15 protein-coding genes, 1 tRNA gene and 2 rRNA genes are annotated in these 16,520 nt (G+C 35.1%); 15 read left to right on the forward strand and 3 right to left on the reverse strand.

What is annotated here, in order from left to right; all coding sequences use genetic code 11:
• Window positions 1-506 precede the first annotated feature (506 nt).
• The 13 genes from pheS to ruvC all read left to right on the forward strand — a co-directional run bounded on the left by pheS (window position 507) and on the right by ruvC (window position 9,726).
• Window positions 507-1,550, forward strand: coding sequence for a phenylalanine--tRNA ligase subunit alpha (gene pheS / locus HGO49_RS05005; protein WP_015588323.1), 1,044 nt, complete (start codon window positions 507-509; stop codon window positions 1,548-1,550).
• Window positions 1,551-2,777, forward strand: coding sequence for an NTP transferase domain-containing protein (locus HGO49_RS05010; protein WP_017532461.1), 1,227 nt, complete (start codon window positions 1,551-1,553; stop codon window positions 2,775-2,777). It abuts the gene before it with no gap.
• Window positions 2,778-2,855: 78 nt separating this feature from the next.
• Complete coding sequence (locus HGO49_RS05015; protein WP_026092694.1) at window positions 2,856-3,416, forward strand: porin family protein; 561 nt, start codon at window positions 2,856-2,858, stop codon at window positions 3,414-3,416.
• 235 nt (window positions 3,417-3,651) lie between these two features.
• A complete protein-coding gene (locus HGO49_RS05020; RefSeq protein ID WP_017532463.1) occupies window positions 3,652-4,122 on the forward strand; it encodes a P44/Msp2 family outer membrane protein in 471 nt (156 codons plus the stop codon).
• A gap of 235 nt (window positions 4,123-4,357) precedes the next feature.
• Window positions 4,358-4,837, forward strand: coding sequence for an outer membrane protein (locus HGO49_RS05025; protein WP_017532464.1), 480 nt, complete (start codon window positions 4,358-4,360; stop codon window positions 4,835-4,837).
• 217 nt (window positions 4,838-5,054) lie between these two features.
• Entirely contained in the window at window positions 5,055-5,357 is a 303-nt protein-coding gene (rplU, locus tag HGO49_RS05030; protein ID WP_015588327.1) for a 50S ribosomal protein L21, read from the forward strand.
• Between the two features lie 10 nt (window positions 5,358-5,367).
• Window positions 5,368-5,637 carry a 50S ribosomal protein L27 gene (gene rpmA / locus HGO49_RS05035; RefSeq protein WP_017532465.1) on the forward strand — a complete coding sequence of 90 codons (270 nt, stop codon included), beginning with the start codon at window positions 5,368-5,370 and terminating at the stop codon, window positions 5,635-5,637.
• Window positions 5,638-5,645: 8 nt separating this feature from the next.
• Window positions 5,646-5,722 (forward strand) — tRNA-Ile (locus HGO49_RS05040).
• Between the two features lie 31 nt (window positions 5,723-5,753).
• On the forward strand, window positions 5,754-6,932 hold the full coding sequence (metK, locus tag HGO49_RS05045) for a methionine adenosyltransferase (RefSeq protein WP_017532466.1): 1,179 nt from the start codon (window positions 5,754-5,756) through the stop codon (window positions 6,930-6,932).
• 65 nt (window positions 6,933-6,997) lie between these two features.
• Complete coding sequence (locus tag HGO49_RS05050; protein ID WP_017532467.1) at window positions 6,998-7,663, forward strand: TenA family protein; 666 nt, start codon at window positions 6,998-7,000, stop codon at window positions 7,661-7,663.
• Between the two features lie 39 nt (window positions 7,664-7,702).
• Window positions 7,703-8,362: a TenA family protein gene (locus tag HGO49_RS05055; protein ID WP_017532468.1), complete on the forward strand. Its 660-nt coding sequence runs from the start codon at window positions 7,703-7,705 to the stop codon at window positions 8,360-8,362.
• A gap of 47 nt (window positions 8,363-8,409) precedes the next feature.
• Window positions 8,410-9,237 carry a cytochrome c oxidase subunit 3 gene (locus tag HGO49_RS05060; RefSeq protein ID WP_026092695.1) on the forward strand — a complete coding sequence of 276 codons (828 nt, stop codon included), beginning with the start codon at window positions 8,410-8,412 and terminating at the stop codon, window positions 9,235-9,237.
• A complete protein-coding gene (gene ruvC / locus HGO49_RS05065; RefSeq protein ID WP_017532470.1) occupies window positions 9,238-9,726 on the forward strand; it encodes a crossover junction endodeoxyribonuclease RuvC in 489 nt (162 codons plus the stop codon). It abuts the gene before it with no gap.
• 12 nt (window positions 9,727-9,738) lie between these two features.
• Here ruvC and ruvX read toward each other — a convergent pair whose 3' ends face one another.
• From ruvX to HGO49_RS05080, 3 genes are all read right to left on the reverse strand, one after another.
• Complete coding sequence (ruvX, locus tag HGO49_RS05070; protein ID WP_026092696.1) at window positions 9,739-10,206, reverse strand: Holliday junction resolvase RuvX; 468 nt, start codon at window positions 10,204-10,206, stop codon at window positions 9,739-9,741.
• 65 nt (window positions 10,207-10,271) lie between these two features.
• A complete protein-coding gene (locus tag HGO49_RS05075; RefSeq protein WP_017532472.1) occupies window positions 10,272-12,056 on the reverse strand; it encodes a ribonucleoside-diphosphate reductase subunit alpha in 1,785 nt (594 codons plus the stop codon).
• A 48-nt stretch (window positions 12,057-12,104) separates the two neighbouring features.
• Window positions 12,105-13,175: a methyltransferase domain-containing protein gene (locus HGO49_RS05080; protein ID WP_017532473.1), complete on the reverse strand. Its 1,071-nt coding sequence runs from the start codon at window positions 13,173-13,175 to the stop codon at window positions 12,105-12,107.
• Window positions 13,176-13,506: 331 nt separating this feature from the next.
• Between HGO49_RS05080 and HGO49_RS05085 the strand changes: the two genes are divergently transcribed.
• Both HGO49_RS05085 and rrf read left to right on the forward strand, forming a co-directional pair.
• Window positions 13,507-16,271, forward strand: a 23S ribosomal RNA gene (locus HGO49_RS05085).
• 67 nt (window positions 16,272-16,338) lie between these two features.
• Window positions 16,339-16,445 (forward strand): 5S ribosomal RNA (gene rrf / locus HGO49_RS05090).
• Window positions 16,446-16,520: the final 75 nt, after the last annotated feature.

Genomic DNA, 16,520 nt, shown 5'->3' on the forward strand with positions numbered 1-16,520 from the left:
CTCTGCAGATTTAACAACAAAATTCAGTAAAAAACTCAGGTATATATTGGCAGATTACATAAAATTATAGCGGCTGCATGTCTTTTTTATTTTTTCTACATTCAGCCAAAACGCGCTTTAAATAAGCGTTAGCACATTATTACAATGCCGATTTACATTATTATAGGGTCAAAACTCACTACTGGGGGATTCTTTTGCCTTTTTTTCGCTTGGTGAATTTTTTAATATTCTGGATTAGTTAGTAGTCCTATAGAGATAGCACTTGATGCTGGAATTCAGGAATTTTTTGAGCACGAAAGTTATGCTAAGTTTTTATTGTTAAGTAAAGGCTGGATTCCAGTGTCGGAGCACTGGAATGACAGAAGAAGGAAACACTCGGATAGGGGCAATTTTAATGATACCAATCATAGAGATCAGCTACTCTGATGACAACTTTTTATTCAAATAGTTTTATTGATGATATTAAAGATTTCACTATAATAAAAATTTAAGCTGGCGTTTTTAAGGTGAACAAAGAGCTAATAAGTGAAATACCTTTACTTGAAGATAAGGCAGTTTCTGAAATTGAAAATGCTGCTTCTTTGCAGGATTTAGAAAAAGTTAGGTTGTCATACTTGGGGAGAAAGGGTGTAGTAAAAGCTTATTTCGATGACTTAAAGAATATAGATGATGCAGGAGAAAAACGCGACCTAGGTGCAGTGATTAATGTTTTACGCAATAAGATAGACCAGCTTATAACAAGCAAAGAAAATGAACTAAAAGATAAAGAAGTTAAGTTAAAACTGCAAAATGAAGCAGTTGATATCACACTGCCTGTCAGACCAGAAAGAATTGGCAAGATTCATCCATTGAGCAAAGTTATAAGTGAAGTAAAGCTCATTTTTGCACATATGGGTTTCAAAGCAGTTGATGGTCCTGATATTGAAGATGAATTTCACGTGTTTGATGCGCTAAATACTCCAAGTCATCATCCTGCGCGAGAGGAGCAAGATACCTTCTACTTAAAGAATAAAATAAACGATAAAAGAATGGTGCTGCGCACTCATACCTCATCTGTGCAGATTAGAACCATGGAAAAGACAAAAACTTTTCCAATTAAAATAGTGGCTGCAGGCAGGGTATATAGAAATGACTTTGATGCAACTCACACTCCTATGTTTCATCAGATAGAAGGGCTTTATGTTAATGAAAATGTCAATATGGGCCAATTAAAATTTACTATTCATCGCTTCCTTAGTAAATTTTTCGGAGATAAAGGTCTAAAAATACGCTTTCGTAATAGTTTTTTTCCTTTTACTGAGCCTTCTGCAGAAGTGGACATAAGTTATAAAGATAGTAAATGGATTGAAGTACTTGGGTGCGGTATGGTACACCCAAATGTCTTTAAAAATGTTGGAATAGACCATACTAAATACAGTGGCTTTGCATTTGGGATTGGTATAGAAAGGCTAGCAATGCTGAAATATCAAATTAGTGATCTAAGGAGCTTTTACGACAATAGAGTTAGTTGGCTCAACCATTATGGTTTTCATTTTTCGTCTTTAAGATAAGTGACAAATAAATCTTATACATTTGTTGTACTTGCTGCTGGGCATGGTAAACGAATGAATTCAAGCTTGCCTAAGGTTCTGCACAAAATAGGTAATTTCTCCATGCTTGAGCACGTCATTTACAATGCGAAGCAGTTAAATCCTGAAAATATTGCTGTTGTAGTTGATCAGCCTTTAATTGAAAGACTAAAGTGCTTTGAGGATATAAAATTAATTACACAAGAGTCAACGCTCGGCACGGGAGATGCAGTCAAAATTGCAATGAGAAACCTGAAAGAATTATCAGACATAGTTGTTGTGCAGTATGGAGATACTCCGCTGATAAAAAGCAGCACAATAACTAAAATGATAAGCTGCTTAGGAGAGAGCAATGCTTTAGTTTGTCTTGGGTTTAAAACTGATAATAAAGGATACGGTAGACTAATTATTGAGAACGGTTCCCTAAAAGAAATCGTAGAAGCACAAAATGGTAGAAATAATGATTTTGCTAATGCCGGAATAATGGTTGCACGTGAAAAGAATCTACGTGAATTGGTGGAGAAAATAGAGTGTAATAACCAAGCTCATGAATATTACTTGACCGATATCGTTGCCATTGCAGTAAAGAGTAATTTAAATGTCGGCTATGTTATTGCTGATGAGGAGGAGGCAACTGGCATAAATAATAGGAATGACCTTGCAACGGCCGAGTTTTACTTTCAAGAAGAAAAAAGAAAGTTTTTCACTAACTCTGGAGTAACGCTTGTTGCTCCAGAAACTGTTTTCTTCTCTCTTGATACGCAAATTGGTATGGATTCGATTGTTTACCCATACGTTTTTTTTGGTCCTGGAGTAAAAATAGGATCTGGTGCTCAAGTTGGTCCATTTGCCAAATGTGAAAATACAACAATAGGTGATGGTGCAATCATAGGTAATTTTGTTGAAACAAAAGCAAGTGATATAGGTATAAATACTAAGATAAAGCATTTAAGTTATATAGGAAATACTCAGGTAGGGCAGGGGAGTAACATAGGTGCAGGTACCGTTATTTGTAATTATGATGGGAAAAAGAAACATAAAACAAATATTGGAAGAAATTGTTTTATTGGTGCTAATAGCTCATTAATTGCACCGCTTAATGTTCATGATGACTCTCTAGTTGCAGCAGGTAGCGTTATAGTAGAGGATGTGCCAGAGAAAAGTCTGGCAATTGCAAGAGAAAGGCAAATAACTAAGAAAATAAAATAACTCTAATTTTTATTACGCGGATTATGTTATTTTTAATATATGCATTAGTATACATGTATATCAATATACATGTTAAAAATGAAAAAGTTGCTGATTTTGGTGGTCTGTTGTTTCCTGTCAGTACCGTCTTTTGGAGTTGATTGGATTAAAGATAGAATTTATACTTCTTTGTCATATAGCCGACTTGGTGTTAATTATGACGTTGGTTTTCACTATACAGATAGCACTAAAATTTCAGTTGGCTATATAATCAAACCTATTATTAATTCTCTAATCAGACCTACTCTTGATGAAGAATTTGGAGGAGTTATGGGGCTTATGGCAAAGCTTCATTATCATCATAAATTTGAAGGTACGGATATTACTCCTTATATTACTGCTGGTGTTGGTACTGTTATAGTTCGTACAATGAAGGCTAAACCTAGAATAAGTAGAGCTGATAATGTAGATGAAAACATAAGTCTTCTACTGGGAGAGATTTTTGAAACTATAGTCAATGATAAATTTTTTTCTTATCAAATAGGTTCTGGTATTAATCTTCCACTTTCTGAAAGAACAAGTGTTTTTGCTGGCTACAAATTGCAAAGGTTTCATAAAATTTTCCATGGAATTGAGCTAGGAGTGAGTTTTAATTTATGAACTCTGATTGAATATTTTTAGTAAAGGCTAGTGGGAAATTATATTGAAGCGAAAGTAAGTGATGTAGACTCAAATGCTGATTGCAGCAGATAGTGAAAGATATGCCAATTTGCAATTGCAAGAGAAAGACAAATAACAAAAAAAATAAAATAATTCCAATTTTTTACTTGCAATTTATACTATTTTTAATATTTATATGCTTGTATATGCATATATTAATCTTTGGAGGATAAAAATGAAAAAGTTACTTACTTTGTTGGCTTGCTGTTCTTTGTCAGCACCGTCTTTTGGAGTTGATTGGGTTAAAGATAGAACCTACACCTCTTCGTCGTATGGCATGCTTGGTATTAATTATGATCTTGGCTATCATTGTACAGATAGCATTAAAATTTCATTTGGTCCTGCAGTTAAACTTGTTATGAGTGAAGGGATTTTAGACGCGGGACTTATGACAAAGCTTCATTATCATTATAAATTTGAAAATACAGATATTACTCCTTATGTTACTTTTGGTGTAGGAGGAGTTGCTAAAATTCCTCTTTCAGAAAATCAAGGGCCAGACGTAGAAGAATTTTTTTCCTACCAGATAGGTTCTGGTATTAATCTTCCACTTTCTGAGAGAACCAGTGTTTTTGCTGGCTACAAGCTGCAGAAGTTCCATGAACTTTCGCATGGGGTTGAATTTGGAATGAGTTTTAATTTGTAAGCTACGATTGAATGTTTTTAGTGAAGTCTGGTTTGAATTTTTGTTGAAATAAAAGCAAGTTATATAGGCTAAAATGATGATTGCAGTAGGTAATAAAATGTGAAAAAGAAAAGTTTGGCAATTGCAAGAGAAAGGCAAGTAGCTAAGAAAGTGATTCCGATTTTATTATGTAAGTTATGTGATTTTTAACTTTTCTGTGAGTATATATGCATATATTCATGGTTAGAGGGTGAAAATGAAAAAATTACTTACTTTAGTAGTCTGCTGTTCTTTGTCAGCACCGTCTTTTGGAGTTGATTGGATTAGAGATAAAATCTATACTTCGTCATCATATGGCAATCTTGGTGTTAATTATGAGCTTGGCTATCATTATACAGATAGCATAAAAATTTCAGCTGGTCCTGTAGTCAAATCTGTTTTGTTTGGAGGATCTTTGGCAGAGCTAGGATTCATGGCAAAGCTTCATTATCATCATCAATTTGAAAATACGGATATTACCCCTTATGTTACTTTTGGTGTAGGAGGTGGAGCTAAAGTATCTCAAACAGCACCGCAAAGTCAAGAGCTAGACGTAAAAAAGTTTTTTTCTTACCAGATAGGTTCTGGTATTAATCTTCCACTTTCTGAGAGAACGAATGTTTTCGCTGGCTATAAACTTCACAAGTTCAGTAATTTTTCTCACGGGTTTGAACTTGGAATGAGTTTTAATTTATAAGCTCCGATTGAATGTTTTTAGTGAAAGCTTGAGTTTTTATTAACGTCGTAAAGTTTTCATGATACTAAGAGAATTTGAGAGTAGTCAAGTTTAAAACTTGACTACTCTCCACAAGGAAAAGCAGATAAAGGTAGAAGTATTTCATGTTTTTATTTATATTGACAGTATGTGTAACATCATTTACGATTACTGTTAATAACAATAATTGATATTTGTCATGTTTGCAGTAATCGAAACTGGTGGAAAGCAGTATTTAGTAAAAAAAGGCAGCATAATTAAAGTAGAAAGATTACAAGCTGAAGAAAAAGAGGAAGTGGAAATCAATAAAGTGATTTGTGTTTCAAGTAATGGCTTATCTTGTTCATCTAATGCTGTTGTTAAAGCTGAAGTACTAGAGCAGTGTAGAGATAAAAAAATTATAATCTTTAAGAAAAAGAGAAGAAAAAATTACCGTAGGAAAAATGGTCATAGGCAGTATATTACTGTTCTTCGTATCAATGAAATTAGTCTTCAAAAGTAAGAGGTAAGATATGGCAACTAAAAAATCAGGTGGTAGTTCCTGTAATGGTAGAGATTCGGCAGGGCGTCGGCTCGGGATAAAGAAGAATGGTGAGGTTATTCCAGGTAACATAATTGTACGTCAAAGAGGTACAAAATTTCATCCTGGAAAGAATGTTGGTATGGGTAAAGATCATACGATTTTTGCTAAAACGAAAGGCTGGGTGAGTTTTAGAAAATCAGCAAATAAAAAGACGTTTATTGATGTTGTGCCTACAGATAATATGCAAGCCTTGGCTTGAATAGATACGGGTCTGTAGCTCAGGTGGTTAGAGCGCACGCCTGATAAGCGTGAGGTCGGAGGTTCAACTCTTCCCAGACCCACCATTTAAATTTGCAATAGTTTTGTAACTAAGTGATGGTTTTACACAAGAATTCAGTAACCAGTGAATCAGTAGCAGCCGGTCATCCGGACAAAGTAGCAGACCAGATTTCAGATGCAATACTTGACGAATACCTTTTTAATGACTCTTCCTCTCGTACTGCAATAGAGACTTTAGTTACTAAAGATAATGTTATTATAGCTGGGGAAGTATTTGGGCCGAACATTGAAAATAGCAAGATTGAAAGTATTGTACGGAATACAATAAAAGATATTGGTTATGAGCATGATGGTTTCCACTGGGAAACAGTGAAAGTAAATATATTACTACATGAACAATCAAATGACATTGCAATAGGTGTGGATCAAGGTGCTGGGGATCAGGGCATAATGTATGGCTATGCAACAATAGAGACAGAAAGCCTCATGCCAGCACCTATTTTTTATGCACACTCGATTCTGAGAAATATCATGAGTATGGTCAAAGAGGTAAAGCTTGGTCCGGATGCAAAATCGCAAATCACTTTGGCGTATGAGAATAACCTTCCAGTGCGTGCTGAAAGTATTGTTGTTTCAATACAGCATCTTGAGGATCTGAGTCAATCGAAAGTGAAGGAAATAATTTATCCTTACATAGCTTCATCTTTACCTGAAGGGTGGATGTGCCCCAAAGAAAATCTCTTAGTCAATCCAACAGGTAGATTTGTTATTGGTGGACCAGTTGGTGATTGTGGATTAACCGGACGAAAAATTATGGTTGATACTTATGGAGGCTATATTCCACACGGTGGAGGAGCGTTTTCTGGAAAAGATGCAACAAAAGTTGATAGATCCGCAGCTTATATGGCTAGATACCTTGCTAAAAATATTGTCTTTGCAGGTTTAGCTGAACGTTGTCTTGTACAGCTTTCTTATGCAATTGGTGTCTCAAAACCTACTTCATTTTACATCGATACATTTGGCACGAATACAATAGATGAAGAGAGGATTAAAGGGTTTATTGAAGATAACATAGATTTATCAACTAAAGGCATAATAAGACATTTATCACTTAATCGTCCTATATATAAACGTACAGCCTACTATGGGCATTTTGGTAAAGATTCGGAAGGTGATGGTGGATTTTCTTGGGAACGTACGGACTTATCTGCTGATTTTTGTAGAGAATTCAATATGAAAGACAAAAAGAGAATTTCTTTAAACTTTGATTTATAACTCGATATTGATATAATAACTTATTATTAAAGCATAATTAGCTTTTATATTTGTGAGGTTCATACATGTCTAACAAACCGAAAGAAGAATTTTATGATATTGCTATAAAAGAATCATCTGATCTTATTGAAGAAATAAAAGAACATCCTTTCAATGTTGAATTGATAAACAATACGCTAGATTATGAAAAGTTCAAAATTTATCTTCAGCAGGATTTTTTATATTTAGTGGACTGTACTCGTGCTTTATTGATTATTGCAGCTAAAGTTCATGACATTGAAATAATGAGCAGCTTAATAAATGTGGCAAGAGGAACATTTGATGTTCGGAGGCAATATAAAGAACATTTTGGAGATTGTGATTTATCTGATAATCACAAAAAATCAAGAGCCTGTTCTGCCTTTACTGACTTTTTCATGCGCGCTGCATATCACAGTTCTGTTGCTGAAGCTTTATCAGCATCTTACCCTTGCTTTAACATATACCAAATCATTCTACATAATATGATGAGTGAGGTAACACCCGATGAGATTAAAAATAGCAAGTACGAAGGATGGATCAATATTTACAATAGCAAAGCAATGAATGCTGCAATTGATGAGTTTACTAATGTTACGAATAAATTTTATGAGAAAGCTGGCAATTGTGAAAAAAGAAGGATGCATGAGTTTTTTAAGAGAGGTCTAGAGCTAGAAATATTGTTTTGGGATGAGATGTATTCTCTAGCATAGTCTGTAGTATTAACACTAAATTATATTCTAGTTTATGTGATGTTCAGTGGTATAATTAAGGGCTATTACGGGTCAAATCTTTTAAAGGATATTATTGAGCATCCTTTCAATGTTGAATTAGAAAATAATACTTTAAACATAGAAAACTTCAAATTTTATATACAACAAGATGCATTCTTTTTAGCTGATTATGTTCGTACTGTTTTAATGATTGCATCAAAAATGGAGAGTTGTAATAACATTGTTCCATTGATTGGGGTGGCTAAAGGAGGAATAGAGATTATGAGAGTGTTATACGACCACTACTTTACTGTATACTCCATAAATCGTGGAGAAAAGTCGCTTGAGTGTTTCAATTTTACTAACTTTCTTTTGTCTACTTCATATAGCGATGTTTATGAAGCTGTAACAGTTCTTTACTCTTGCCATTTCATATATAAAATTGTTGTTGATGATATGAGAAATAAAATTAAAAAAAATAATAGGTATAAGGATTGGCTTGATTTTTTTGGCAGTAGCTTGATGGAATCTGGATGTGTTGCTTTGGAAGATATTGTTGACGAATATTGTAACAAAGCAAGGGAAAGTGAAAGAACCAGAATGCTCGAATTATTTAAAATAACTGCACAATTTGAGTTAGGCTTTTGGAATAGCGCATATAATTTTTCAAAATTTGATCAAGATTTTAAGAAATATTGACAATTTTGAGCTAATTTGTATGCTTGGTACGTATTTTTGAAGATGATATGAAAAGTAAAGAACATGATTTTCATTTAGTAGATCCAAGTCCCTGGCCAATTGCTATATCAGCAGCAATTCTTGTTCTTGCACTTGGATTAGTTGGTGCACTCCATAAACAAATTTCTGGAATATTTGGTTTAGTTTTGGGAATCTCTGCGGTATCAGGAGTGCTATTTTATTGGTGGAGAGATGTAATAAGAGAGGCGGTTTATGATAAATGTCATACTGTCATTGTAAAACATGGATTCAAACTTGCAATGTACTTGTTTATCCTCTCGGAAGTTGTGTTTTTTATAGCGTTCTTTTGTTCATTCTTTAAAGCCTGGCTTGATCCGGTTTTTTTATTTGAAGCGTTTTCTCCTACAAAAAAAGTTGAATGGCCTCCTGAGGGAATTTTACCACCGGATCCGTGGTCGTTACCATTTATGAATACACTAATATTATTGCTTTCTGGTACAACAATTACTTCAGCACATCATTTTTTACTTGAAAATGATAAAAAAAGCATGGTTAAAATGCTGTCTATAACTATATTGCTTGGAATGTTCTTTATAATAGTGCAAGCAATCGAATATCATGAAGCAAGTTTTTCTTTACGAGAAACAGGAGAAAAACTTATTTATACATCCAACTTTTACATGATTACTGGTTTTCATTGTGTGCATGTTATAATAGGTATAATATTTTTGTCAGTATGTTTATTTAGAGCTCGAAAAGATCAATTTACACCTCAAGATCACTTATGCTTTGAGTTTGCTTCTTGGTATTGGCACTTTGTCGATCTAGTCTGGATATTTTTATTTCTGTTTATTTATTGGCTCAGCGTTTATTAAGTGATTAAAATAATAGGTCTAGATCCAGGAATAAGCAAAACTGGTTGGGCCATTATCAACCTGAAAGAAAAAAATAGTATTAAATTTTTGGGTGGTGGTACCATATCAACTGATGGTAAATTGGGTACAGGTGAACGTCTACATATAATTTTTAAAGAATTAAAGAAAGTAATTTCTCTATATTCTCCAAATGAAGCTGCTGTAGAGAAAATTTTTGTTAATAAAAATCCAAAATCTTCACTAACTTTAGGATATGCAAGAGCAATTACAATTTTGGTATTACAAATGACGAAGTTGACCATGAATGAATATGATGCAAATTATATAAAAAAGAGCATTACCGGAGATGGTCATGCTGGTAAGGATCAGATTATATTTATGGTGAAGCAAGTAGTTAAAGACTCAAATATAAAATGTCACCATGCTGCTGACGCTCTTGCTACAGCAATTTGTCATGCTTATACGAGAAGTTCTTGTTTGATCGAGTAATTTTACATGAATTCATTTGATGGTGTTTATCTTATCTAATGTTCGTTGCAGAATAATACATGCGGCAATTTTATCATCTATTTTTTTTGATTTTGTGATTGATATTTCAGTAATTTTTAGTGCATGAGTTGCAAGAGATGTTGATAAACTTTCATCTTGTAGATATATGTTTATCTTACATTTTTTTATTATTTTATTTGCAAATTGGATTATTGCTTTACACCATTCGGTCTCTTGGTCATCTATTGTGAATGGTAGCCCTATTACCATTGATCCAGCTTCATTTTCTTTAAGTACTCTATTTAGATAACCTAAATCTTTGCTCATATTTCTTCTATAATATATACTATGAGCTGTAGCTATAAGCTGTGTTTTATCACTAAATGCTATGCCTATTTGTTTTTCTCCCATATCAAGGCACATTAACCGCTTATCTTTTGGGATGGATTGTAAAAATTCATCTAGGTTTCTATAGAGCATTCATGAGATTTTTTGTTTTTTACATCGTTATTTGTTACATGATCTGTAAATTCAATATCATAAATCTATTGACATGATAGACATTCATCATAATTAATATCTGTTTTTTGCTGCAGTATTTCGCTTTTTTTGAATATATCATGAGAAATCTTGTCAGCTCTCTGCATTGATTGTGATCTGCAGTAGTATAAGCTCTTTAATCCTTTTTTCCAAGCAAGCATATGTATTTTATGTAAGTAACGTTTATGCACGTTGGCAGGTAAGAACAGATTTACTGATTGAGATTGACAAATATAAGGAGTTCTATCACTTGCATGTTCTATGATCCATTGTTGATCAAGTTCGTATGCTGTTTTAAATGTCAATTTTTCATGCTCGCTAAGAAAATCTAAATGTTGAACAGAACCCTCATTTGTTGAAATTGAGGACCATATTTTATCATTGTCTTGATTCTTTTCTGCTAATAATTTTTGTAAGAATTTATTTCGCACTACAAATGAACCTGTAAGTGTCTTCTGTATGAATACGTTTGCTGCATACGGCTCTATTCCAGGGGAAGTGTTGCCTGCGATAATCGAAATTGAGGCAGTTGGAGCGATAGTGAGCTTATGTGTAAACCTTTCCATTAGATCGATTTCTTTAGCATCAAGACATGAACCTTTGTCTTCTGCTAATTTTTTAGACACTATATCTGCTTGCTTGCGCAAATGCTTAAATAATTTTTTATTCCATTGTTGTGCTGTTGCTGATTCAAAAGGAACCATTTTACTTTGTAAAAATGAATGAAAACCCATCACACCAAGACCGATACTACGCTCTCTTATTGCCGAATATTTTGCTCGCTGTATTTCATTGGGTGCTTGATTTATGAAATCCTCTAATACATTATCAAGAAAACGCATTATATCTTCTATGAAAAGCTCATTATCTTTCCATTCTTCGTAGTACTCAAGGTTTACGGATGATAGACAACACACAGCAGTACGTGACTTATTCAGGTGATCATAACCTGTGGTTAAAGTTATTTCACTGCATAGATTTGACATCTTGATGTCTAAGTTGAGCTTTTTGTAAGATTCTGGCTTATTGTTATTTATTGCATCAAGGAAAATAATGTAAGGTTCTCCAGTTTCAACTCTTGCTGTTAATATTTTGATCCATATATCCCGCGCTTTTACAGTTGAAATAACTTCATTGCTATGAGGGCTTATTAAATCCCATTCTTGATCATTCTCAACAGCTTGCATAAATTTATCTGTTACTATTACAGCATGATGTATATTTAACGCTTTGCGATTTGGGTCACCACCAGTTGGCTTACGTAAATCTAAAAACTCTTCTATTTCTGGGTGAGATACAGGAAGATAAACTGCTGAACTTCCTCGCCTTAAGGATCCCTGACTAATTGCAAGCGTTAGAGCATTTTGCACTACAATAAATGGAATAATTCCTGATGTTTTGCCGCTGCCTTTGACACTTTCACCAATTGAACGTAGATTTCCCCAGTAACTACCTATTCCTCCTCCACGTGCAGCGAGCCAAACATTTTCATTCCATAAATCAACTATTCCCTGCAAGCTATCTTCAGTTTCGTTAAGAAAGCAGGAAATAGGCAATCCTCTCTTGGTACCGCCATTACTAAGTATTGGTGTTGAAGGCATGAACCACAAGTTGCTCATGTAATCATAAAGACGTTGTGCATGCTCCTTATTGTCAGAATAATAATTAGCAATACGTATAAAGAGATTTTGATAACTTTCATTTTTTATTAAATACCTGTCCGATAGAACTGCTTTTCCAAAATCGGTTAATTTACTATCCTTTGCGTAATTAATAGTAATGTAATTCATAAGGCTCCTTTTATGATAATATAGACATTTATTTGAGCGATTTCTCGATTAAGTTGTTGAATTTGTTTGTGGATGTTGTAACGCAAACAAGATACCATCAACCTGGCTACCATATATTTTACAGTAACTCATCTGACTTATTTGCATATTTGTTTCTTTTGCAACATGCTGAATATAATCTTCTGAATGACGAAAATAATCTCCTTTGTTTACAAAGTCAATACCTTTACCTTCCTTTCTTCTTACTAAACATACAATAATCCCTTTTTTGTTTGTCAATACTTTTGCTAGTTCCAATTCTGCTAGAAAATCATGTAAATAGTGTAGAACTTCAGCAAAGATAATTACATCATACTGCCGGTTCTTCTCTTGTTTAAGGAACTCTTTCATTTCTGTATGTATTAACTCATCGTAAACAGGTTTACCTTTTATAAGGCATCCTCTTGCAATATTGAGCATTCTATTTGAGATGTCAACTCCTGTTATGCGACTTCTAATATTATTTATTTTTAGGAAGTGACCACATATTCCAGTACCGCAACCAAGGTCAAGTATATTCAGTTCAGAAGTGGAGTTGTGAAAGATTTTTTTGATTATCATATGTACTAGTTCATGTCCTCTGTATTGTTTGGCAATCAACCAATGTTCAACAAAATATTCACCTGTGTAATCAAAATATTGCTTTATGAGATTTTTAGGCAATTCTACGATATCTGATGTGTTTGTTATTTTTTTTATGTAGTAAGAAGCTTCTTTGTGACTGCTATCTAATTTTAGCGTCTTTGTTAAATAATTATAAGCTTTATTAGTATTTCCTACTGCAAAATGACATCTTCCAATATTATACCAGATTATAGGTAAATTGGGGTAGAATATGCTAATTAACCAAAATCTTAACTTTGCATCTGATATATTACCTTTATAGAAGTGATATAACCCGATTTCAACGTTGGTATTTAACAGGTTTTTAGATTTTTCAAGAAGCACTACAATTTCTTTATGGAGAGTATTGTATTTATCCATAATGAAGTTTTTTACTTTTTTAATATTTAATAAGCCAGTAAGCTTAGATATACAATTTAAAGTAAAGTTTTTTATAAAAGATAGATTACTTTTCATACATTAGAAATACTCCAAATGTTCATTGTCGTTTTTAGGTAACTAATTTTAACACATTTTATCTTACAAAATATCTTTTTCATTAATTTTTCTGTACATATCAATTTGTCGAATATTTCTCAGATTGTACTGTTTAAGATTGCTGGTATATTGTTGTTGATAATAATAGGTAAATGTTTTGTGTAAAAAGGCGTTGACATATGATTTATCAGATTGTAACATATAAGAGATTAGTTTTTAGATGTTTGAAAAGTTTTATGGTAGAGATTATTTAATCTCAATTCAATTGTAAGTTAATATTTAACTCTGCATATTCTACATATAGTCAGATAAATAAATTATTAAGAGCACTTGATGGATGCCTTGGCGTTAAGAGGCGATGAAGGACGTGGCAGGCTGCGATAAGCTGTGGGGAATTGTCAACAAATTTTGATCCGCAGATTTCCGAATGGGGGAACCCAACTAGCTTAGCTAGTTATTATATACTAAGTATATAAAGCAAACTTGGTGAACTGAAATATCTAAGTAGCCAAAGGAAAAGAAATCAACCGAGATTCTGTTAGTAGTGACGAGCGAAAGCGGAAAAGGCTAGTGGTTTAAAAATAAGAATTAGAATACTTTGGAAATGGTAACCATAGAAGGTGATAGTCCTGTATAAGTAGAAAGTTTTTAAATCCTTGAGTAGAGCGGGGCACGTGAAATCCTGTTTGAATATGGGGGGACCATCCTCCAAGCCTAAATACTCCTTAACGACCGATAGTGAACAAGTACCGTGAGGGAAAGGTGAAAAGAACCCCGGGAGGGGAGTGAAATAGAATCTGAAATCAAGTGCTTACAAACAGTTGGGGCTCTATATCAATTTATTGATATTTAGAGTGACAGCGTACCTTTTGCATAATGGGTCAGCGAGTTAATCTGTGAAGCAAGCTTAAGCCGTTAGGTGTAGGCGTAGCGAAAGCAAGTCTGAATAGGGCGTTTAGTTTTACGGATTAGACCCGAAACCAAGTGATCTAGTCATGACCAGATTGAAGGTATGGTAAAACATACTGAAGGATCGAACCAGTTAATGTTGCAACATTATTGGATGAGTTGTGATTAGGGGTGAAAGGCCAATCAAACTTGGAAATAGCTGGTTCTCCGCGAAATCTATTTAGGTAGAGCGTTGTATGTATGTTGTTGGGGGTAGAGCACTGGATAGACTAGGGGGATTCATCATCTTACCAAATCTAACCAAACTCCGAATACCAACAATTAATTATACAGCAGACACACTACGGGTGCTAAGTCCGTGGTGGAAAGGGAAACAGCCCAGATCACTATCTAAGGTCCCAAAATTACAGCTAAGTGGGAAAGGAAGTGGAAAAACCATTACAGCTAGGAGGTTGGCTTGGAAGCAGCCATCCTTTAAAGAAAGCGTAACAGCTCACTTGTCTAAATAAGTTTTTCTGCGCCGAAAATGTACCGGGGCTAAAGCTGTATACCGAAGATGTGAGTGCTTATTAATTTCGATTAATAGGCGCGGTAGCGGAGCGTTCCGTAAGTCTGTGAAGGCAGTTTGTGAAAACTGCTGGAGATATCGGAAGTGAGAATGCTGACATAAGTAGCGTAAAAGAGTGTGAAAAACACTCTCACCAAAAATCTAAGGGTTCCTACGTTAAGTTAATCTGCGTAGGGTTAGTCGGTTCCTAAGGCGAGTCCGTAAAGGAGTAGTCGATGGCAATTAGGTTAATATTCCTAAACCTCTTAAGTGTGACGGGTTTTGTATTTGTATAGGTCTTATTGGATTGATCTATGCTTAAAAGAAGCTCCAGGAAATAGCACTTATATTTATGAGGCCGTACCGTAAACCGACACTGGTGGATGAGTAGAGTATACTAAGGTGTTGAAAGAATGATGTTGAAGGAACTCGGCAAATTATACCTGTAACTTCGGAAGAAGGGTAACCTGCTTTTAGGCAACTATGAGTAGGTGGCACAAAATAGGGAGTAGCGACTGTTTACTAAAAACACAGGACTCTGCAAACACGTAAGTGGAAGTATAGGGTCTGACGCCTGCCCGGTGCTGGAAGGTTAATAGGAAGGGTGCAAGCTCTGAATTGAAGCCCCAGTAAACGGCGGCCGTAACACTGACGGTCCTAAGGTAGCGAAATTCCTTGTCGGGTAAGTTCCGACCCGCACGAATGGCGTAACGATTTCTCCACTGTCTCCAACATCATTTCAGCGAAATTGAATTCCCCGTGCAGATGCGGGGTACCCGCGGTTAGACGAAGAGACCCCGTGCACCTTTACTATAGCTTTACATTGCTATTAAAGATGTGATGTGCAGGATAGGTGGGAGACTTTGAAGTTATGGCGCTAGCTGTAATGGAGTCGACCTTGAGATACCACCCTTTACATTTTTGATATCTAACTATGTTTCATTATCTGAAACTAGGACATTGTATGGTGGGTAGTTTGACTGGGGCGGTCGCCTCCTAAAAAGTAACGGAGGCGTGCGAAGGTAAGCTAGAGCTGGTCGGAAATCAGCTTGATAGTATAATGGCATAAGCTTGCCTAACTGCGAGGCTGACAAGCCAAGCAGAGACGAAAGTCGGTCATAGTGATCCGGTAATTCTGTATGGAAGGGTTATCGCTCAACGGATAAAAGGTACGCCGGGGATAACAGGCTGATGGTGTTCGAGAGTTCATATCGACGACACCGTTTGGCACCTCGATGTCGACTCATCACATCCTGGGGCTGGAGAAGGTCCCAAGGGTTCGGCTGTTCGCCGATTAAAGTGATACGTGAGTTGGGTTTAGAACGTCGTGAGACAGTTCGGTTTCTATCTGCCGTGGGTGAAGGAAATTTGAGAAGATCTGACTCTAGTACGAGAGGACCGAGATGTATATACCTCTGGTGTACCAGCTGTTATGCCAATAGCATCGCTGGGTAGCTATGTATAGATGGGATAATTGCTGAAAGCATATAAGCAAGAAACCCTCTTCAAAAAAATTTCCCAATTAAGGCCGTGGGAGACTACCACGTTGATAGGCTAGGTGTAGAAGCATGGTAACATGTGAAGCTAACTAGTACTAATAGCCTGATTGATTTATTTCCTTTCTATATGTGCATATGCAGTGTTAAATATTAAATTGAAATTTGTTAAGTCAGAAATTTTTATTGACTTGGTGGCTATAGCAAAAATGAACCACCCGATCTCATTTCGAACTCGGAAGTGAAACTTTTTAGCGCCGATGATACTTAAAAAGGGAAAGTAGGTCGCTGCCAAGTTTATAAAAATTTCTTTTTTATTTGTATCTGTTCAGTAGAGTGATCAAACAAGGTAAACATAGAGTAGCTGTACTG

The sequence above is a fragment of the Wolbachia endosymbiont of Diaphorina citri genome (assembly GCF_013096535.2).
In the GTDB taxonomy this organism is placed as follows: domain Bacteria; phylum Pseudomonadota; class Alphaproteobacteria; order Rickettsiales; family Anaplasmataceae; genus Wolbachia.